Source organism: Paenibacillus filicis (assembly GCF_038070315.1).
In the GTDB taxonomy this organism is placed as follows: Bacteria; Bacillota; Bacilli; order Paenibacillales; family NBRC-103111; genus Paenibacillus_G; species Paenibacillus_G filicis.
On record NZ_JBBPCC010000001.1, the window covers coordinates 164,237 to 182,591 of the forward strand.

At 55.5% G+C, this 18,355-nt stretch carries 24 protein-coding genes; 10 read left to right on the forward strand and 14 right to left on the reverse strand.

Annotated features, from left to right (window positions below):
* Window positions 1-172: 172 nt before the first annotated feature.
* Together def and WMW72_RS00795 are read left to right on the forward strand one after the other, a co-directional pair.
* Window positions 173-688: a peptide deformylase gene (def, locus tag WMW72_RS00790; RefSeq protein WP_341413501.1), complete on the forward strand. Its 516-nt coding sequence runs from the start codon at window positions 173-175 to the stop codon at window positions 686-688.
* Between the two features lie 7 nt (window positions 689-695).
* The gene (locus WMW72_RS00795) at window positions 696-1,754 is read left to right on the forward strand and encodes a BtaManbiosPhlase (RefSeq protein WP_341413502.1); all 1,059 of its coding nucleotides are present in this window, start codon (window positions 696-698) and stop codon (window positions 1,752-1,754) included.
* A gap of 84 nt (window positions 1,755-1,838) precedes the next feature.
* Here WMW72_RS00795 and WMW72_RS00800 read toward each other — a convergent pair whose 3' ends face one another.
* From WMW72_RS00800 to thiD, 7 genes are all read right to left on the reverse strand, one after another.
* Window positions 1,839-2,030 carry a hypothetical protein gene (locus WMW72_RS00800; RefSeq protein ID WP_341413503.1) on the reverse strand — a complete coding sequence of 64 codons (192 nt, stop codon included), beginning with the start codon at window positions 2,028-2,030 and terminating at the stop codon, window positions 1,839-1,841.
* Window positions 2,027-2,185: a hypothetical protein gene (locus WMW72_RS00805; RefSeq protein WP_341413504.1), complete on the reverse strand. Its 159-nt coding sequence runs from the start codon at window positions 2,183-2,185 to the stop codon at window positions 2,027-2,029. Before WMW72_RS00805 ends, WMW72_RS00800 begins: the two co-directional genes overlap by 4 nt.
* 196 nt (window positions 2,186-2,381) lie before the next feature.
* The gene (locus WMW72_RS00810) at window positions 2,382-3,023 is read right to left on the reverse strand and encodes a helix-turn-helix transcriptional regulator (protein WP_341413505.1); all 642 of its coding nucleotides are present in this window, start codon (window positions 3,021-3,023) and stop codon (window positions 2,382-2,384) included.
* 279 nt (window positions 3,024-3,302) lie between these two features.
* A complete protein-coding gene (locus tag WMW72_RS00815) occupies window positions 3,303-3,452 on the reverse strand; it encodes a hypothetical protein (RefSeq protein ID WP_341413506.1) in 150 nt (49 codons plus the stop codon).
* Between the two features lie 251 nt (window positions 3,453-3,703).
* Window positions 3,704-4,144 carry a DUF86 domain-containing protein gene (locus WMW72_RS00820; RefSeq protein ID WP_341413507.1) on the reverse strand — a complete coding sequence of 147 codons (441 nt, stop codon included), beginning with the start codon at window positions 4,142-4,144 and terminating at the stop codon, window positions 3,704-3,706.
* Between the two features lie 7 nt (window positions 4,145-4,151).
* Window positions 4,152-4,259 carry a FeoB-associated Cys-rich membrane protein gene (locus WMW72_RS00825; RefSeq protein ID WP_341413508.1) on the reverse strand — a complete coding sequence of 36 codons (108 nt, stop codon included), beginning with the start codon at window positions 4,257-4,259 and terminating at the stop codon, window positions 4,152-4,154.
* A gap of 25 nt (window positions 4,260-4,284) precedes the next feature.
* Window positions 4,285-5,097: a bifunctional hydroxymethylpyrimidine kinase/phosphomethylpyrimidine kinase gene (thiD, locus tag WMW72_RS00830; RefSeq protein ID WP_341413509.1), complete on the reverse strand. Its 813-nt coding sequence runs from the start codon at window positions 5,095-5,097 to the stop codon at window positions 4,285-4,287.
* 202 nt (window positions 5,098-5,299) lie between these two features.
* On the opposite strand from thiD, the gene WMW72_RS00835 reads away from it, so the two are divergent.
* Both WMW72_RS00835 and thiO read left to right on the forward strand, forming a co-directional pair.
* Window positions 5,300-5,944 (forward strand): thiamine phosphate synthase, encoded by a 645-nt coding sequence (locus WMW72_RS00835; RefSeq protein WP_341413510.1) that lies wholly within the window; start codon window positions 5,300-5,302, stop codon window positions 5,942-5,944.
* On the forward strand, window positions 5,941-7,137 hold the full coding sequence (gene thiO / locus WMW72_RS00840) for a glycine oxidase ThiO (protein WP_341413511.1): 1,197 nt from the start codon (window positions 5,941-5,943) through the stop codon (window positions 7,135-7,137). Before WMW72_RS00835 ends, thiO begins: the two co-directional genes overlap by 4 nt.
* A gap of 4 nt (window positions 7,138-7,141) precedes the next feature.
* Here the strand turns inward: thiO and WMW72_RS00845 are convergent, their stop codons facing one another.
* Window positions 7,142-7,813 carry a tetratricopeptide repeat protein gene (locus WMW72_RS00845; protein WP_341413512.1) on the reverse strand — a complete coding sequence of 224 codons (672 nt, stop codon included), beginning with the start codon at window positions 7,811-7,813 and terminating at the stop codon, window positions 7,142-7,144.
* Window positions 7,814-7,995: 182 nt separating this feature from the next.
* On the opposite strand from WMW72_RS00845, the gene WMW72_RS00850 reads away from it, so the two are divergent.
* Window positions 7,996-8,355, forward strand: coding sequence for a hypothetical protein (locus tag WMW72_RS00850; RefSeq protein ID WP_341413513.1), 360 nt, complete (start codon window positions 7,996-7,998; stop codon window positions 8,353-8,355).
* 160 nt (window positions 8,356-8,515) lie between these two features.
* Here WMW72_RS00850 and WMW72_RS00855 read toward each other — a convergent pair whose 3' ends face one another.
* Window positions 8,516-9,394, reverse strand: a complete 879-nt coding sequence (locus WMW72_RS00855) for an aldo/keto reductase (RefSeq protein ID WP_341413514.1) — start codon at window positions 9,392-9,394, stop codon at window positions 8,516-8,518.
* A 226-nt stretch (window positions 9,395-9,620) separates the two neighbouring features.
* Here WMW72_RS00855 and WMW72_RS00860 point away from each other — a divergent pair, with 226 nt between their 5' ends.
* Window positions 9,621-11,579, forward strand: coding sequence for a helix-turn-helix domain-containing protein (locus WMW72_RS00860; protein ID WP_341413515.1), 1,959 nt, complete (start codon window positions 9,621-9,623; stop codon window positions 11,577-11,579).
* Between the two features lie 199 nt (window positions 11,580-11,778).
* Here WMW72_RS00860 and WMW72_RS00865 read toward each other — a convergent pair whose 3' ends face one another.
* The gene (locus WMW72_RS00865) at window positions 11,779-12,114 is read right to left on the reverse strand and encodes a hypothetical protein (RefSeq protein WP_341413516.1); all 336 of its coding nucleotides are present in this window, start codon (window positions 12,112-12,114) and stop codon (window positions 11,779-11,781) included.
* Between the two features lie 271 nt (window positions 12,115-12,385).
* Here WMW72_RS00865 and WMW72_RS00870 point away from each other — a divergent pair, with 271 nt between their 5' ends.
* On the forward strand, window positions 12,386-12,613 hold the full coding sequence (locus WMW72_RS00870; RefSeq protein ID WP_341413517.1) for a hypothetical protein: 228 nt from the start codon (window positions 12,386-12,388) through the stop codon (window positions 12,611-12,613).
* A 2-nt stretch (window positions 12,614-12,615) separates the two neighbouring features.
* Here WMW72_RS00870 and WMW72_RS00875 read toward each other — a convergent pair whose 3' ends face one another.
* Window positions 12,616-13,587 carry an ROK family protein gene (locus WMW72_RS00875; protein WP_341413518.1) on the reverse strand — a complete coding sequence of 324 codons (972 nt, stop codon included), beginning with the start codon at window positions 13,585-13,587 and terminating at the stop codon, window positions 12,616-12,618.
* 63 nt (window positions 13,588-13,650) lie between these two features.
* A complete protein-coding gene (locus WMW72_RS00880) occupies window positions 13,651-14,466 on the reverse strand; it encodes a DeoR/GlpR family DNA-binding transcription regulator (protein ID WP_341413519.1) in 816 nt (271 codons plus the stop codon).
* 194 nt (window positions 14,467-14,660) lie between these two features.
* On the opposite strand from WMW72_RS00880, the gene WMW72_RS00885 reads away from it, so the two are divergent.
* On the forward strand, window positions 14,661-15,098 hold the full coding sequence (locus WMW72_RS00885; RefSeq protein WP_341413520.1) for a MarR family winged helix-turn-helix transcriptional regulator: 438 nt from the start codon (window positions 14,661-14,663) through the stop codon (window positions 15,096-15,098).
* A 149-nt stretch (window positions 15,099-15,247) separates the two neighbouring features.
* Here the strand turns inward: WMW72_RS00885 and WMW72_RS00890 are convergent, their stop codons facing one another.
* Window positions 15,248-15,538 (reverse strand): hypothetical protein, encoded by a 291-nt coding sequence (locus WMW72_RS00890; protein ID WP_341413521.1) that lies wholly within the window; start codon window positions 15,536-15,538, stop codon window positions 15,248-15,250.
* Window positions 15,539-15,575: 37 nt separating this feature from the next.
* Entirely contained in the window at window positions 15,576-16,112 is a 537-nt protein-coding gene (locus tag WMW72_RS00895) for an SMI1/KNR4 family protein (protein WP_341413522.1), read from the reverse strand.
* Window positions 16,113-16,323: 211 nt separating this feature from the next.
* Between WMW72_RS00895 and WMW72_RS00900 the strand changes: the two genes are divergently transcribed.
* Together WMW72_RS00900 and WMW72_RS00905 are read left to right on the forward strand one after the other, a co-directional pair.
* Window positions 16,324-16,881 carry a sigma-70 family RNA polymerase sigma factor gene (locus tag WMW72_RS00900; protein WP_341413523.1) on the forward strand — a complete coding sequence of 186 codons (558 nt, stop codon included), beginning with the start codon at window positions 16,324-16,326 and terminating at the stop codon, window positions 16,879-16,881.
* On the forward strand, window positions 16,856-18,085 hold the full coding sequence (locus tag WMW72_RS00905) for a DUF4179 domain-containing protein (RefSeq protein WP_341413524.1): 1,230 nt from the start codon (window positions 16,856-16,858) through the stop codon (window positions 18,083-18,085). Before WMW72_RS00900 ends, WMW72_RS00905 begins: the two co-directional genes overlap by 26 nt.
* The last annotated feature ends 270 nt before the right edge of the window (window positions 18,086-18,355 follow it).

Here is an 18,355-nt window from a genome sequence, read left to right on the forward strand (position 1 = left end):
GTCCTAAGCTACCGCTTTTTTTACGTCCATTTCGAAGCGAATCGGCCAAAGTCACCGCTTCATGGGATTATCGCCCTCTCGGGCTTTGGACTTGCTTCACCAAAATCCTCTTTTCTGTGCCCGATGCCTCGTGTATACTGTAGGGATCAACGACTAGGAATAAGGTGAAATCATGGCAGAAAAAATGATTCGTAAAATCGGAGATCCCGTGCTAAGGGAAAAATGCCGACCGATCAGCGTCATCAACCCGACGGTGATCAAGCTGCTAGACGACCTCCGCGACACCCTCTACGCGGTCCCCGGCCGGGCCGGGCTGGCGGCTCCGCAGGTAGGCATCGCGAAGCGGGCCGCTGTACTGGATTGCGGCACAGGACTGATCGAGCTGATTAACCCGGAGATTATCGAGCGCAAGGGCAGTCAGGAAGGCGCAGAAGCCTGCCTGTCGATACCCAACATCTATGGCTTCGTCACCCGGGCTACCTCGATCAAGGTCAAGACCCTGACCCGTACCGGGGAAGAAACGGTACTGGAGGCGGAGGGCCATCTCGCCGTCTGTATGCAGCACGAAATCGATCATCTGGACGGCATTCTATTCATCGATCATGTGAAGCAAGGAGACCTGTACGACGAATCCACCGATAAACCGATCCGGGTTCTCGACCTGATCCGTTTGTCCAAACAGGGGTGATGGTGCTGTGCATGTCCACCGTTATGAGGAAAACCCGCTCATTTCCCCAGCCGATGTAAGTCCGCTGTGGGAAGGCTTTGAAGTCATTGGAACCTTCAATGCCGGTATAGTCCGGCTGAAGGACGAGGTATTGATGCTGATCCGGGTGGCCGAACGGCCGTTAACCCACGATCCGGCCTACGTGCAAACCGCCTACTTCGATGTGACGACTCAGCGAGCGGTTGCCTTATCGCTGGACATGACAGATCCGCGCTATGATTGTTCCGACGCCCGCGTGGTGAAGGATTCGAGAGCCGGCAGCACGCTGTACTTGACGTCCGTCTCCTGCCTGCGCCTGGCCCGGAGCAAGGACGGTCTTCATTTTACCGTCGATGATGGCGCTTTCCTGCTTCCTTCCACTGAGCTGGAACAGTTCGGCATTGAAGACCCTCGAATCACACCTATCGGCGATACCTATTACATCACCTACAGCGCCGTATCCGCCAAGGGCGTGGGTGTCGGCCTCGCTTCGACCCGTGACTTTGTCACCGTGGAGCGGCATGGGCTTATCTTCGGCCCGGAGAACAAGGACGTGATCCTCTTCCCCGAGCGCATCGGAGGACTGTATTACGCCCTGACCCGCCCTGTCCCCAAGGCGATCGGCCTGCCGGAGATTTGGATCGCCGAGTCCCCCGATCTGCTCCATTGGGGAAATCACCGCTTCCTGCTCGGCTTGCGAGAGGAAGCCTGGGATAGCGGCCGGATCGGCGGAGGCGCCGTCCCGCTGCGTACGGAGCATGGCTGGCTGGAGCTGTACCATGCTGCCGATCACCAGGATCGCTACTGCATGGGCGCGGTGCTGCTGGATGCGAACGATCCATCCAAGGTGCTTGCACGTACGCCCGGGCCGATTCTACAGCCGGAGACCGATTACGAGCTAAACGGATTTTTCGGCGGTGTTGTTTTCTCCTGCGGAATTCTGGCTGATGGCGACACGCTGAGAATCTACTATGGAGCGGCAGATACGACGATGGCCTGTGCAGACCTCAAGTTGTCGGACATACTGGCGCAGCTCGTGTACGACTAATAAGAATCGACGAAATCCCGGTTAAAATTCGACAGCAGCAAGCCGTCCCGCAAACTGCGGCACGGCTTGCTGCTTTTCATGATCCTAGCTGGTGGCCACCAGCAGCTTTAGATCGGCGATCAGATCCTGATCTGGCGCTTCGTCTTCCGCCTCTTGTTCGAAGGCCTGTAGCAGCGACGACGCTACGAAAGCCGCGTTCACTCCATAATGGGTAAGCACGGCAGTCAGCTGCCCTAACTGCTGATGGTTCTCCACAATATCATGCAACCGGCTCACGTTCTGGCCCTCCGTTCATCCTGAGCCTGAAGCTCAAGCTCACGTTCTTCATCCCTGGCGAACCATCCATCCTCCGCATCCGGGATCGCGTCGAACCAGAATTCGTCCTTATCCGGCTCCAATACACCATACTCCTGGTAGATGTCATTCTGCATAGGAACCCTCCTCGCCGATTTATCGAATCATAACCTGCCAAGCGATCTCTTACTCAGTATTCCCGGTGGAAGGTCCGCCCTATACGAAAACAGATGTCTGTCTTACTCAGCATCGTTTAGCCCTCCTTGCCGAACAACACAAAAAAACCGCTTCCCTTCAAGAGGAAAACGGTCCCTGTCCTTCTATCATCTCTAATTACTCTTCGGCAGGCTGAATCACATACGAGCACTTACTGCCGCCCTTGGCCAGACACTCGGTGCGCTCCACCGTCGCGGCAGAACCGAGCAGATCCCGGAACATAGCCAGCTCACAGGTGCAGGCGTGATTATATTGATTGGCCACCTGGGAAATGGGACAGTTATGCTCCTGCAGAACGAAGCTTCCGTCTTCCTTGGATTCCAGGTTCACCATGTAACCATTCGAATTTTGAATATCGGCCAGCTCGGTCACGCGCTCGGACAATGGCTTGCCCGCCATCCGGTCCTCATAACGGCCAATCAGCCGGTCTTTTCGGCGCTCGAACAGCAGGTCCACCTTCTCCTGCCCGGCTAGCGCCTCCAGCTCCTCCAGCAGATCTAGCGTGAGATGCTGATATTTCTTAGGAAATAATTCGTCGGCCGCGGGGGCCAGCGAGTATAGATGGGTCGGTCTGCCCATAGCCTGACGGACCAGCCTCGATTCGATCAGATTATCTCTCTCCAGCGTATTCAGATGACGGCGAACGGCCATCTCGGTGATGCCGAGCTGCTTGGCAAGCTCACCGACGCTTTGGGCTCCCTTAGTCTTCAGCAACGTTACTAATATTTTACGTGTAGGTACATCCGCTTCTTGATTCATCCGGTCTCACCGTCCCTCCAGCACTAGTCGCTATCATGCGAAAAGCATGCCAGGTCCATGTACAAATACCATTCTATCCCTTCGGAATTACTTCCGATACTTTAGGATATCTTATGTTGTAAATATGGTCAAGGCACGGACAGAATTACCTGGAGATGGAGGACTGCCAGAAGAATGCGGAGACGATGCAGGAGCCCCTCTGATCAAGGAAAACGTGAATAAGTAACGGGCTGCACCTGGCAGCCATCTGTAAAAACATGGATGGTTCACTGTTACAGTCTAGTTGGCAGTGAACCATATGGACGGACCCATCCAGTTCTCCGGAACTGTCGCTACATACTTATAAGCGCCTGCAGGCTGATTGCCAAGATACCAGGTGCCATTCTGAACACCACTGTCCGGTCTACCGCCTTCTTTGGAGAAGTACATGATGAGGACATCCCCAGTTGGCGTTACTTTATACACCGAGACTTGCAGATATCCGCTGATATGTGAATCATAGAAGCTGTAATGGATCGTCAGATCACCCCCGGAGTACGTGTAAGCCCCGGTGGTCTCTCTCTGGGCAGCGTACGCTGTAGTCCAAGGATACCCTTAATTCTCCTCCTACCTGCTTTACCCCACAACGAATAGCCGTCACCTGGGATCCCGGTAACGGCTGTGAACAGCTATTCGAAGACCTACAAAACTTCCTTGTTGATAAAAGCCGGAACTGAGGCAGCAAACTGCTCCAGCGCCTCCGGCAGCGTGCGAATCAGAGGATGCAGACCCGTACGGGAAATCTCCGTGTAATCCTGTGTCAGGAAGCGCCGCATCTGTACGAGCGATACCAGCACAGAAGCGACTTCCTCGCCGAATACGTTCTCCCCGGTCAGAATGTCAACAATATCCTCATAGCTGCTCGCATCGCGCATCATGAAGGCGTCAATAAGCAGACTGCCCACATCTGTCACGGTCTCAATCGCTAATACCAGCGTACGTTCCTGCGCCAGATGAAACAGCAGCGCCCCATCCCCGAAATCATCGGCCTCGCTCTCTTCCTGGAGCTCCCTGCAAGCCTGCAGCAATGTCGGAATGAAGGACAGCCGACGGTCGATTTGTTCCTGATTGACATAATACATAGCTCATCTATCCCCGCTTTTTCTTTTTCCATTTGGACCACAGAATAATGGCCGGGAACGCGGCGATCAGCAATACGATCAGCAATACCGCCTGCATCAAATATTCGTAGCTCATGAAGCTGTCGTCACTCCTTCTTGTCTTACGCCCGTCCGGCGGCCTTCTCACGGGCATAAGCCCAGTGGTTGGTCGGCCCATGGCCCTGACCGATCCCCAGTTCCTCTCGGATCGCTAGGGTAATGAACTGCTTGGCCGTATGCGCCGCTTCCAGCAGAGTCCGGCCCTTGGCCAGCTCGGCGCAGATCGCAGCCGAGAACGTACAGCCCGTCCCATGCGTGTGACGGGTCTCATACCGTTCCGCCTCCATCAAATGATACGATTCGCCGTCGAAGATCACGTCGGTCGGATCTCCGCTGCGGTGACCGCCCTTGACGATGGCAGCTCCAGCGCCAAGCTCCCGCACGAGCAGAGCGGCAGCCTTCTTCATCTCATCAAGCGTTTCGATCCGCAGTCCCGTCAGGACCTCGGCCTCCGGAATGTTCGGGGTCACCACCGCTGCCAGCGGCAGCAGCTTGTCCCGCAGCGCCTGCTGTGCAGACACAGCCAGCAGACTGGCCCCGCCCTTGGCGACCATAACCGGGTCGACGACAAGCTGGCTCAGCCCGGAACGGCGGACACAGCCCGCGACCATCTCGATGACCTCAGGCTGCGACAACATGCCAGTCTTGGCCGCATCGGCGCCGAGGTCGGATAGAACAGCCTCAATCTGCTTCTCGATACCTTCCAGCGGAATATCGTAGATGCCGTGGACACCCAGCGTGTTCTGCACCGTAATCGCCGTAAGGGCCGACATGCCGTACACGTCGAGCATCTGGAACGTTTTCAGGTCGGCCTGAATGCCTGCTCCGCCTCCGCTGTCCGAACCCGCTATGGTCAATGCCTTGTACACTTTCATCGCTTTCTCAATCCTCTCCGTTTCAAACGCCTTCTCTCTAGTTTATTCCTCCTCCGCTTCACTAGTCAAGGCGCTTCGGGCATTCGATATCCCGGGTTTCGTGAGCATTTCATGACAACTTGTCCAAACGCTTTGACGCCATCCATACGTGGGGGTATGATGAAATGAAGAAGCAGCACGCGGAAAGGTCGATTTCACGTTGATGAACCTAATTAGAAAACAACTGCATGTCGTGACCACGGGCCGTCAAGAGCTCGGAGAAGTTGCAGAGATTGTGAGCCGCCTCCCCGTCCATCTGATCGACATGCTGCACATTCGCGAGAAGCACCGCCCGGCACAGGAGCTGATACGCTGGTACGAGACACTGAAGCCTCTGCTTCCGCACACCGCTCTGCTGCTGAATGACAGAGTCGACGCAGCGCTCGCAGTCCGGGCGAACGGAGTTCAGCTCGGCGGAGGCAGCTTGTCGGCTCTCCAGGCCCGGGCACTGCTGCCCGCAGGGAGCCTGATCGGCTGCTCGGTGCATGCGCCGGACGAAGGGGCTGCAGCCGCAGCTCAGGGAGCGGACTTCGCCGTGTACGGCCATGTCTATGAGACAGGCTCCAAGCCTGGATTGCCGGCCCGGGGTCTGTCTGCGCTCACGCAGACCGTACAGGCCTCTGCCCTGCCCGTCATAGCCATCGGAGGCATCCGGCCGGAGCTGACGGCGGACGTGCTGGCAGCCGGAGCCGCAGGCATCGCGGTACTATCCTCCATCCTGCTGCATCAGGAGCCCGGGAATCAGGTGGTACGCTTCCGGGAAGCACTGGACAGGACGAACCCAACTTCAAGGAGAGAATTGTCATGATCAACCCATCAAGCGCATGCTCCATTCCAAGCCCAGGCAGCAGTCTGACGCCAATCCGCGGGGACAGACCAACCGCCCTCATCATCGGAGGCGGAGTGATCGGCGCCTCCAGCGCCTATGAGCTGGGCAAGGCCGGCTTCGCCTGCACGCTGCTCGACAAAGGCGGCTGGAGCCAGGAGGCTTCCACCGCAGCGGCAGGCATGCTTGGCGCCCAGGTGGAAATCCATCAGCCAGGTCCCTTTTATGACCTGTGCCGCGCCAGTCTAGCTATCTATCGCGGCTGGGCCGAGGAGCTGGAGGATGCGGGCGGTATTCCGGTGCAATACATACCCGAGGGCATCGTCCGTGCGGCGATGACGGCAGACGATGAGCATGAGCTGCGCAGCCGCCTTCCCTGGATGCAGGATGCCTCCTGGCTGACCGCCGAGGAGTTACTGCGTATCGAATCTGAGCTGTCCCCGGGCATTCTAGGCGGCCTGCACCTGCCGGAAGACCATCAGGTCCACCCGGTCTGGCTCGCCAAGTCGCTGCGGGCTGCGCTTGCACGGCAAGGCTGCCTGGTGCGGGAGTGGACCCCGGCTACCCGGCTGCTGACGGATTGCACCGGGAGCGTATGCGGCGTCGCCACTCCGGAAGGCGAGCTGCGCGCCGATCTCGTCGTGCTGGCCGCAGGCGCCTGGAGCTCGCCGCTGACCGAGCCGCTCGGCCTAAAGCTCCCGATCTTCCCGGTGAAAGGACAATGTATATCCGTGCGCACGGACGCGCCGCTCATCCGCTCGACGGTCTTCACCAAGGGCTGCTACATCGTCCCCAAGAGCGATGGCAGTTATATCATCGGCGCGACACAAGAACAGGCCGGCTTTGACAAGCGGGCCCACGTCAGCACCATAGCCGGACTATACGAAAAAGCGGCAGCGCTGCTGCCGCGGATCGCCGATGCCGAATTCGTCTCCACCTGGACCGGGCTCCGCCCCGGCACCGAAGACGAGCTGCCGTTCCTCGGCACGTGGGAGCATGCGCCCGGCCTGATCTTCGCTACCGGACATTACCGCAACGGTATTCTGCTGGCGCCGGTGACAGGGAAGGTCGTAGCCAGCCTCGCGCTAGGGGCTGCGCCAGAGCTCGACCTGGCGCCTTATGCACCCGGACGGGCGGCCGGCAGCCGAGGGCAAGAAATTCCTCTGACTCTGTAACCGGTCAGCCCTGCGACTTGAATCGCGCAAGCAGCGCCCAGCGCCGTTCATGGCGGCGTTTATACTTGGGAAGCCCCCGGTACAGTTCCATCGTCTCACGGAACGAACGGCGGGCTTCTTCGGCGCGTCCGAGCTGCCGGTACAGCATGCCCTGACGGTAGTAAGCCTCGCAAGAGGACGAATTAACTTCATTGAACTTCTTCAGATAGCCGATGGCACGCTCCGGCTCTGAGACGGCATAAGCCTCGCCCAGCCACATGTAAGGATCGCCGTATTTGACTCGCGGGTTGATCGCAAGCGCCCGGATAATCAAGGCTTCTCCTTCGTCGAGGTGACCGCGCCTCAGCTGGCATAAGCCGAGCTCGCTCAGCACGTCAGCGGAATCGTCCATGATGCGATGCACGTCAACCAGCAGCTCGTAAGCCGCATCGTATTTCTTCTGTTCCATATAAATTCGGGCGATCTCATGCTTGGTTGAGAGATCATGTGGGCTTAACCGCAGCTCATCGCGCAGCCGGCTCAGCCGACGTGCCCGCTTGAGCGGCTTGAGGAAGCTCGGGGTGAGTCCGACAAAGCGGCGGTCCAGCATATACACAATCAGCAGCAGTACGATGAGGGCAACGAATGGATTCCCAAATAACCAGGTCAACAGGATAAATATAAAAACTTTACTCACAAACGACACGCATCCTTCCCCGCTCAATATATAGCCGATTGTACCATAAGCTGCCAGTCTTTGGACAGAAGCGGCTGACCGCAGGTCGGGGACGGCTGTTTTTTGACCGTATAGGCAGGAATTTGCCATTCCTTGCTCGAATGGGTTGTCTTAGCTAAAAACGTTGGGGGACCGAATAACAGATGAATGAAATCAAGGCTGCCGCCTGGGGCAAAACCAGACAGATGGGCAAAGCCAAGTTCGTAATGATCCGGGGCGTACTTCTGTGGGGGATCACACTCGCGGCCTTATTTACCGCGATCGAGTTGTTTTCGCAGCGTTCCTTGCAGTCATCCTGGCTGACCGTGAGGCTGCTCGTCTTTGGAATCGTGGGCTTCTTCGCCGCTAACTTCCAATGGGACGGCAATGAGCGCAAGTACGCAGCATTCCAGCAAAATTCCGCGCCCTCCAAATCTGGCGGCTCCGGAACCGGGAATTCCAAGTCAGGCAGCAAGCATGCCGGTCCTTCCAGAACGGGCAAACCGAAGGCCCGCAGGAAATAACCCCGCCTAGCTTAGCAAGCGTGGCACGACGAAGAGGGGCTGATCCCGAAGCAAAGTTGCTTCCGGGTCAGCCCCTTTTTCATCTATTGAGCCCGTTGCGTGATGCATAAAACACCAAACAGCCGACCGCATCGCGATCAGCTGCTTGATGAATAGGTGATTATCCCGCTGTGTTTACGGCATTAGACAGAAGATTGAAGTCCTCGTCACTCAGCTGGATGGCGGCTGCAGCAATATTTTCCTCCAGATGGGCGATCGATGAGGTGCCCGGGATCGGAAGAACGTTAGGCGAGCGCTTCAGCAGCCAGGCCAGAGCCAGCTGAGCCGGCTTAGCCTCTAGACGTGCGGACAGCTCGCTGAGCGGACCACCGTCTCTTGCCAGCTCCCCGGTAGCTAGAGGGAAGAATGGTATGAACGCGATCTGATTGGCCTGCGCATACTCGAGTACTTGCTCCGAATCCCGCTTCGCCAGATTATACAGATTTTGCACGGCTACAATCTTGGCGATCTTGCCTGCCGCCTTCAGCTCCTCGACGCTCACTTCGCTTAGTCCGATGTGGCGGATCTTGCCTTCCTGCTGGAGCTTCGCCAGCTCTCCGATCTGCTCCTCCAGAGGGACCTGCGCATCGATACGGTGCAATTGCAGCAGATCGATCCTTTCCAGGCCGAGGAAACGAAGGCTCAACTCCACCTGCTGACGCAGGTACTCCGGGCGGCCGACCGGACGCCAGTCATTGGGACCCGGACGGCTGAGGCCGACCTTGGTGGCAATGACCAGCCCGTCCCGGTACGGATGCAGAGCTTTCTTGATCAGCAGATCCGTTACGAACGGACCGTAGGCATCCGCAGTATCAATAAAATTAACGCCGAGCTCTACGGCATGGCGGATCACCCGGACCGCTTCCTCAGGGTCGCGGGGATCTCCCCAGCTGCCCTCGCCGGTCAGCTGCAGCGTACCATAGCCCAGCCGGGTAACCGGCAGATCTCCTCCCAGGGTAAATGTACCGGACGCGCTGGCTGCTGTGGATTGTGTGGTCATATCAAATCTCCTCCTTAAGGTATGAAAGATAGGGATGGTGAAGTTGCGAACCCCAATAATCAATTTTTCCTCCCTATTTACTGAGAATTAGGATTGCTTACTTGTGGTCCGACATGATTAAATTGTATCAGGAGCATATCGCTTGCTGGAATGTACCTGAGTTCGTATCCACCGTTCGTTTTTGTTCGTCTCTGTGTATCAGGGAATGCGTAAGGAGGCTGGGAAGATGCCATACCAAGCTAATGTGGAGAACCTTCCGGAGGAATATATCAAAAAATTCAGAATCAGGTCGGCCACCGCCTCCGGCAAAAGGCTGCGGCAGGTCGATCTGGCCAAGCTGGTCGGCGTGGATGCGCGAACCATCCAGCAGTGGGAAAGCGGCGAGCGCACGCCGAGTGCGCCTAATCTGCAGAAGCTGGTCAAGGTATTCTGGGATGAAGGAATTTTCCAAGCGGAGGCCGGGGAGCAGGAAGCGATGCTGCTCTGGCAATCCGTCAAACGGTATCATGACAACAAGCCGGGTATGTTTCGCACCTATCCGGAATTTGATAGAAGCTGGTTTCAGCAGCTCATGTCCTCCCCTCTTGGTCTCGCTCGTACCGAGACAGAACCGTTGGCTGAGCCGGTAAGAGACGGCCATACCCAGGAGAAGGAGCGGCCAGGCCTGAGGAGCTTGAGCTTCGAGCGCAGGGTACAGCGAGCAGCAGGCAACCTGACGCTTCCCCTGTCCAGCTTTATCGGGCGCAAGCAGCATGTGCAGGAGATTCACGAGCTTCTGCTCCGCTCCCCGCTCGTCACACTGACCGGACCGGGAGGCAGCGGCAAGACCTCGCTCGCGCTCCATGCGGCCTCCGCCCTGGGTTCGAGGTATACGGATGGCATCTGGCTGTTCGAGTTTGCCTCTGTGTCCGAGCCTCAGCTTGTGATCGGCTCGATCATGTCTACACTCGGTCTGGAGGACCGGCAGGGACACTCGCAGTTGGAGACCGTACAGGATTTTGTGAAAGAAAAGAACCTGCTCCTTATCTTCGATAACTGCGAGCATCTGATCGGGGCATGCGCCCATACGGCAGAGGCGCTTCTGGCTCATGCCCCTGCGGTCACCATCCTGGCTACGAGCCAGGAGCCGCTGAGCATGTCCGGCGAGATGCTGGTGCGGGTGCCCGCGCTAAGCCTTCCTTCGGCGTCTCTCCGTCTGGAGGAGATGTCCCGTGAGGAGCTCATCGCCTACGAAGCCGTCCAGCTATTTATCGACAGAACGGGCTCGATCCTCCCCGGCTTCCAGGTATCGGAGCGGCAAGCGGTTCTCATCGCCGAAATTTGCCAGCGGCTCGAAGGAAACCCGCTGTCGCTGGAGCTGGCAGCCGCTCGCATGAACATGCTGTCGCTGGAACAGATCAAGGAGCGTCTGAGCGATTTACTGGGCTTCCTGACCACAGGAAGGCGGACCGCCGCTCCGCGTCAGCAGACGCTGAAGGCGGCGATTGACTGGAGCTACTCTCTGCTCTCCGACAAGGAGCAGCTGCTGCTGCGGCTGCTGAGTGTGTTCATGGGAGGATTCACGCTGGAAGCGGTGGAGGAGGTGTGCGTCTACAGCCCGACAAACCATGAGCCCTGCGCACTTTCCAAGGAAGACGTGCTGGAGCTGCTCTCCCATCTGGTCGACAAATCGCTCATCGCGACGGACTGGTCGGGTTCCTCCGGTCAGCTCCGCTATGAATTACTGGCTCCAATCAAGCAGTATGCGCAAGAAAAGCTAGCTGAGTGCCAGCTAGAATGTCACCGTCTGCACGGAGGTGATATTGGACAGAATCACCGTCTCCACGCCGAGCATTATGCGCGGCTAAGCGGGAAGATGGAGCAGCACTACGCCAGCGGAGACGAGGAAGCTGCTCTGGAGAAGATCCGGTGCGAGTACGCAGACCTCCGCGCTGCGCTCCAGTGGGCCTGCGAGCAGCCGGAGCGGCTGAATACCGGACTTCGTCTGGCTGGCTCGCTCATCTGGTTCTGGGTGCATGAAGGACACTGGAACGAGGGACTGCTGTGGTTGTCCAGATTGCTGCCGTCCGTCCGGAGCGGAGAAAACCCGGAGCTGGCGGCCAAGGCTCTGCACGGCCGCGCAAGCCTGCTGCAGGCGCAAGGCCAACAGCAGCAAGCCCAAGCTCCAGATATCGTGCAGGGCTGAGTAAGAAATCAAATCATACTCATAAAGTTAACCTATGCACAGACAAGAAAAAACCTGCTACCGCAAGAAGCGGTCGCAGGCATCAAGGGAATGTATATAATTAAAAAGGGGGTCACTGCTTATTATAGGGGGACAACATTAAAGGATGATGAATATCAGATTACAGTTCCATGACAATTCGTCGTACTTGCTCCCCCGCTCAATCATCATCCGGATGCGGCTCATAGACCGGTGGCTGATCTCCCCCGATCTTGCGCTTCATCGCCAGCAAGGCAAAGAATAGCAGCACCTCATTATTCACATAAGACACGCTCAGTCCGAAAATGCCGAACATGCGGGAGAAATCCTGCCCGGCCCCGCCAAAGGAGGATGCCCACCACCAGATGCCTCCTCCTGCAATTAGCGTATTCACCACCGATCCTGCCAGAAAAGAAAGACCCAGCTTCTCCGTCTTCCACATCGGCCATATGCCTACAACTCCGGTCAGCACGAAGCCTGCCCCGAGAATGAACCAAAATATCGTATCGTACGTCAAGGCGTCCCCTCACGCTCCCTACCATTTGTTTCGTTCGCTCTAAGTCCTTCAACAGCGTATCACGAATACCCCGCCCGGACAACCGTTTGAACAATCTGCCTTAAAGTTGTCAAATGCTGCCTCGGGCTGGCAACTGCCCCATGCATCAGCTTACATCCCGGTTCCTCCCTATGGCACTCCCGGCCTGTATACGTTATACTGAAAGGCAGAGACGACTCGGCTTGGGGGCTGTAACCCCAGGCATAGTGCCGTCCGATAGAGGAGGTGCCTTATGGCACAAAGCAAAGCACAGAAGCAGCGCAGCAAGCAAGTGCGTGAAGGAAAGGTCGATCCCGCGGTTAACCGCAAAAGCTGGAATGGCTGTCTGCCGGTGGTGAAGCTCACCCCAACCTACAAGGAAACGAAGAACAAACAGGACGGCAAGCACAAAAAGAAATGGCACCTCTCGTCATCCGCGAGTGAAGGTGCCATTTCTGTTTTTATATTCAGAGCTTGCTGACGCTACAGCACTTCTCCCGCTTCCAGACGTCCACGCGCATACAAGCCGCTGCCAACAACTCCCGCGTCCTCTAGCAGTTCTGCAGGCTTGATCTGGAGGTCCTTCCAGTAGAACGACAGAGCCGCGCGCTGGAGTTCCTCCCGCATCGGCTTCAGCAGCCGCTCCCCAGCCTGCGCAGCACCGCCCCCGACTACGATGACATCAGGACTGAATAGTGTGATGGCTGTTGCCAGTCCGCGGCCGAGCAGCGTGCCTGTACGCTGCAGCACCGCGATCGCTGCCGGGTCTCCAGCGTCATAGGCCTTGGATACGTCCGCCGCCGTGATCTCCTGCACCCGCTCGCCCGGGAAGCGCTCCGCCAGCACGGTCGACTCCCCGCGCTCTACCGCTTCGCGCGCCTGTCTCGCGATGCCTGTCGCTGAGGCTACCGTCTCCAGACAGCCAATCAGCCCGCAGTTGCAAGCGTAGTCTATACCTTCCAAGGCTATATGACCAAGCTCTCCTGCACGACCGCCGCTGCCGTAATACAGACGGCCTTCATTGAACATCGCGGCAGCCATACCTGTGCCTACCGTAATGCCCAGCACATGCTGGAACCCGCGTCCGGCTCCGCCAGTAGCCTCTCCATAGACATACATGCGCACATCGTTATTGACGAATACCGGCAGTCCTCGGATCCGCGCGCTCAACAGTGCGGCCAGCGGGAAGTCCTTCCAGCCGAGATTAGCCGCGAAAACGCTCGTTCCTTGAACATGATCCACGAAGCCGGGTACGCCGATTCCTACACCCTCGACCGGGACCTGTACGTCTGCCCGCAGCTGTTCGATCGCCTCGGCCAGCCGTCTTACGACATCTTCGCCGCCATGCTGCACCTCGGTAGGAATCTTCACCATCCGCAAAGTCTGCCCAGCCTCATTCACGATACCTGCAACCATATTCGTTCCGCCGATATCTACGCCTATGTAATGCTTCAACTGGCTCTCCTCTTTTCTCCCGGTTATAGTTGCCCCGGCTTGTCCGCTGCGGACCCGCCTGCGTTAAGGATTGACGCGCTCCGGCTCCGGCTCAGCCAAATACAGCTTGACGCCGTTCGCCTCCAGATACGTGCGCAGCGGGCCCTCATCCAGCCGATTCGTGATGCATCCCGTAAGCGTCGTCAGGGACGCCATGCTGAACAGCGACGTGCGCCCCGCCTTCGTGTGATCGAAGACGGCATAGGATCTCAGAGACCGCTTCAGCATCAGCCTGGCAATATCCGCTTCCTGCTCCGAGAACGTCGTCAGCCCCTGCTCCTCCGTAATACCGTCGATCCCCATGAACATAACCCCGATATTGATACCCTCGATAATCCGCTCAGCGAGAGGCCCGCACAGCTCGAAGCTGTTGCGGCGCATTACGCCGCCGGTCAGCACCACCTGCACGCCATCGCTTTCGGACAGCTCCATCGCAATGTTCACCGCATTGGTCACCACGGTGATTCCCTTGCGCAGCTTCAGCTCCCGGGCGATGAGGAAGGTTGTCGTCCCCCCCGTCAACCCGACGACATCTCCATCCTCGACCAGCGCCGCCGCCTGGGCTGCGATCGCTTCCTTCTCCAGCCACAGCAGCTGCTTTTTCTCGAAAAAAGAGATTTCCCGCGCAGAAGCAGCCGCAGGACTCTCCAGCTGGGCTCCGCCCAAACTGCGGATAATGCCTCCCTGCCGCTCCAGCTCATCGAGATCCCGCCGGGCTGTCGCTTCCGAGCAGTCGAACTTGTCGATCATTTCCTGGATCGTGATGCGTCCTTGACGCTTCAACAGGTTCATAATCTGCTCCCGCCGTCTATCTCCCTTGTTGGGAGCCCGATCAACCATGATCATGCCTCCTTCGCAATCCACTACGTTCGCTCGCTTTTATCAAATTTTAAATCATTTTTTTGACGATATCAATCAAATTTTATGTATTCACCTATCATATGAAACCAACTCGTATTTATTGCGTATTATATATGAAGCGAAAGCCACAGCCGCCGCTTACTACCGTTTATCAATGCTCTCAGGGGGTTAACATGCCTAACCGTCAAGATTTATACGAGGTGGAAGAAGCTTTCCGGCAGTTGTTCCGTCGGATCAAGGCAGCCTGGACGCGCTTCGAGGTGCGAGGCGTCTCTTCCTCTCAAGCCTCCATTCTGGAAAAACTTCATACCGACGGTCCGCTGAAGGTGTCTCAGATTGCCGATGCACTCTGGATTACAGCCGGAGCGGTCACTTCTCTGTCAGACAAGCTGATTGCCGGGGGCTACGCCGAGCGTTCGCGATCTGAAGAAGACCGCAGGGTCGTCTATCTGGAGATCACCGATAACGGCCGTGAAGTTCTGGAAGAATTCCGCCTCCACCGCAAGGCTATCGTGGACGGATTTTTCGGCAAGCTGGCGGACGAGGATGCCAGGCATTTGATCCGCATCTTCAATCTGATGCTGGATGAGTCGGACCCTTCGCAATCGTAGCACGTTCATTTTTGGAGCATGTCTGCTCATGTAGCCGACATTTGTTTAAACCGCAGCTGGTCTGCGGTTTTTTCGCTTGTTTTTTCAGGTGTAACGCTCGTGCATCGCGGAGCCGCTGGTAACCGGATCCGGTTACCAGCGGCTCCGCTTTACTCGCTCTTGGTCAGCCGCTTGAATGCCCCAATAAATGCCGCCGGATCGGCGTTCACTTGAAACGGGTATACCCCCTGCCTCGTGTGCAGATACAGCATTCCCTCATCGGGACCCATTCTGCGATAGGACATATCGTAGACCTCATCTAGCGGAAACTCTCGGTATCTGGTCGTGATTTTCGTCGCATATAAGCAGAGGATACGGTGATCGACAAGGCTCGTCTGGCCCGACGATGTCAAGGATCTTTCAATTTTATAATAAGGATGCTCGGCAATCACTTGATGCATAGTCCAACCTCCCGAAGTATGATTCAAGAGTGTATTGCTAGTCCTCGTCCGGTTCGTCTTCTTCCTCCAGACACATCTCGATGAATGCGTACAGATTTTTCGCTTCGACAGAACGATTTCCCCAGTCATGCCAGAAGTACAGTACTTGTCCTAGAGCTCCCGCTTCCGATGGGTCTGTATCCAGGCAGAGGTAATCTCCGCCCCCATTCTCTGCGATGGGAATCCACTTGGCATTCCAGAGCAGCGGCTTGATCTCTTCCCCAATCTCCGGTTCCAAATCATCCGGATCAAATTCTTCCTGCAGGAACTCCCAATTTTCCACAATCTGAGCAATCGGAGACAGCGTGAGATTTCGAACGAAAGCTGACGTCCCTGCCAGCCAATGCTGTCCATTATGTACCTTGTAAAAATCCTTCATTTCCTCAGGAAGCCTAATGCCTAGGATACGCTCGAGCCGTTGAAAATCCTCATCGCTTGCACCCGGCTGCAAGTGAAGGGTTTCTTCGAAGCTCGCTTTCCTGCTGCTTCCTTGTTCAGTAATCCGCTGCCACAGCAGCTTTGCTTGATTGTCCACGGGGTTTCCTCCAGCTTGTCCATAGTCCTTCATCATATACCATTATAGCTGCATACTACTGCGCTTTGGTATCATCCCATTAGATACATACGTATAAAGCTTATATTAAAAAAATTATTTATTTCCATGTAACCAAATTCAGTCCATCGAACTCTAATACATGTAACAAAAAAATAGAGCTTAATCATAAATTTTCCATAGGAGAAAGGTGGTGCGCCCCCTGAATTCACATGTAGATCTCGTACTCCAGGCTCAAGCTGGCGACCGCGAGGCCTTCATTCAGCTTATGCGGGAAATAGAAGTACAGCTGTATAGAACGGCATGGGCCATCGTCAAGCAAGAGGAAGACTGTGCAGATGCTCTTCAGGAGACGATGCTGAATGCCTTTAAGTCGTTACAGGCTCTAAAAGAACCGTCTTACTTCAAAACTTGGATTTTCCGTATTCTTATTAATGTATGCAATCAGATTCTGAAGAAAAGAGCTCGGACCTTGCCATTCGCCGATTTACCCAACGTGGTCTCCCCATCGAGCGAGTACGAAAAAATTGATCTATGGGATGCCGTTGACCGGCTGGAGGATAAGCAGCGCTTGGTTATTGTGCTGCATTATTTCGAAGACATGCCGTTAAGTCAGGTTGGTGAAGTGCTTGATCTCTCGCTCGAAGCCGTGAAAACCCGTCTGCACCGGGCCAGAATAAAATTAAAGGATTCCATTCGAACCCCCGATGACAAGGAGCTGATCCATGGTGAATCAATTTCTGGACGATAAGCTGACTCAAGCCAAGAGCACGCTTCCCGAGCAATTGCCGCAAACCGTTCGTTCCAGACTGGATGAGACCTATAAAATGATTGAACAAATGGAAGCACCGGAACAACCGACCAGACGAACGAAAAAGGAGAAAAAACCAATGAAACTCATTCATAAATTAAGTATCATCATATCCGCTGCTGCCGTGATGGGGGTAGCCGTCATCGGATCCGGGTTCATATCCCCAGTGATGGCCGAGACGCTCAGCAAAATTCCGAATTTAAACGGGCTTTTTGCCAAATGGGGATATGTATCGGGGGACATCGGCCTTGAGCAGGCTGATGAATATGCCGTCAATGTGGGAAAAACGGTAACCCAGGATGGTCTAAGCATCCATATTAACAATGCTGTATTTGACGGTACACGTATTGTCATGGAGCTTGCAACCCCTGGAAATACGTTGAATACGGTCACGGTTCCGGAACCCGGAGCGGGAAATCGAATGGAACCCCCTGTTCAGGGGAAAGGGGCGCTTGAGGAAATCCAAGCCATCTATCAAGGTCAGCCGCTCATACTGAGCGCCGCTATAGAAAACGATAACCCTTCGAAAATGCTGCTAAATATCTCAAATTTTATAGACCCGCAACATACTGGCAATCCGAGCTATCAAACCGTGCAATTTCCGAAAAAAATAGATTTGACACTGAAAGTCAAATTGAAAGACTATAATACGCCGTTCAACTTGGTGCTCCCGTTGACCCAAACGGCCGACAAAACCACACTTGCTTCGAATGAGGTTAAATCCTTTGAGCATATTAACTTAAAAATCGACAAGCTGGATCTCACGCCAATCACAACCCAATTAGACATTCGATACGTTCCGGGCCAAGGCCAAAGTATAGCGGATATGCTAGCCGCAATTCCGAAAACATACAAAGGTTCAGACGGTAATTTCCTGATCCTTCAATATGAGGTCGTGGACGATCAGGGCGTTGCTCTGAGACCTGTCGGTCTCATGGTCCCTCAAGTACCCATCACTACTTTGACTTTTGAACCGTTCAAGACGAAACCCAAATTCGTGACCATTAAGCCTTATCTTAATGTTCCTACAGGCGAACCGGCGAAACCGGATGAGACCACCGCAATCGGGAATGTTCTCAGTTACTCAGCTCCTACCAAAAAAGTTTATGTGTCTGAGCTCGAATTAACCCTGCAGGTGAAGTAAAATTCTATTTTCTCCGCTCGGGCAAATAAAGCAAAAACCAGCGTCCGTTTCATGCCTTAGCATGGAGCCGGACGCTGGTTTTTCTTACTGTGTCAGGATGGGGAATGAGCAACCGCTATACCCATCACACAAACTCGTCTAGATGAGTTGAGTATACACTTGTTCTCAACCGTAAAAAACATCTGTAAGGTACCGTTCATAAAACTGGAACTCCAATAGCCTGCTTGCGACTTCAAACTCGATATGATATGTTGTAAATACAACAATATA